At 39.8% G+C, this 747-nt stretch carries 1 pseudogene; it reads left to right on the top strand.

Going from position 1 to position 747, the window contains the following annotated elements:
* Nucleotides 1-67: 67 nt before the first annotated feature.
* Nucleotides 68-729, top strand: a pseudogene (locus DNJ77_RS09850) (transposase).
* Nucleotides 730-747 lie beyond the last annotated feature (18 nt).

Raw genomic sequence — 747 nt, 5'->3', positions numbered from 1 at the left:
AGAGATTGCATAGCATGAGGAAAAGCTTTAGTTTTTAATTTGGATAACAAAACTGGAAGCGCGCCTCATGCTATTAGAAGACTTTATCATTTCTGTGTATTGTTTGGTAGATAATGAATTAAAAAAGCTGATAAGAGAGGACCTTTAAGAGCTCGAGGCTTTGCGCCAAAGCGTTCAGATGCGGAAGTGATTACAATGGATATTGTAGGAGAATTTATGGGCAAGGACACAGACAAGGGTATATGGTAATACTTTAAAACGCACTGGCAAGCCTGGTTTCCAGGGCTTGGTAGTTGTAGTAACTATGTGAAGCAATCTGCAAATTTATGGCAGGTTCATCAACAAATCATATTGACGAAAGGGAATCGCTCTATGAAATTGTGCCTGGCATTCAAGGCTTATTACTTGCTGATAAAGGTTTGATTGGTCAGGATTATCAAAAAGATTTCAGGTTGGAGACTGGTATTGATTTGCAGACCCCTACAAGGGGGAAATATGACAGATAGCTGAGGAAAAGATGCCAATCGCTGGATCATATCTACTCGTAGGCTAGTGGAAACTGTTATTGGTCAATTAACTGAACGTTTTAATATTGAGAAAGTTCGTGCTCGCGATTGCTGGCATTTAACGAAGCGAATTGCCAGAAAGGTACTTGCGCATACCGTTAGTGCTGTCATATGCAAGAGTGAAGGTTATTTAGCGATACAGTTTGAAAAATTGGGGATTTAAAAAGTTGAACATGGCGTG

Origin of the sequence: Fastidiosibacter lacustris (assembly GCF_003428155.1) — a bacterium.
Classification (GTDB): Bacteria; Pseudomonadota; Gammaproteobacteria; order Francisellales; family Francisellaceae; genus Caedibacter; species Caedibacter lacustris.
The sequence above is the reverse complement of the archived record's forward strand: the minus strand, read 5'-3'. Positions and strand labels throughout refer to the sequence as shown.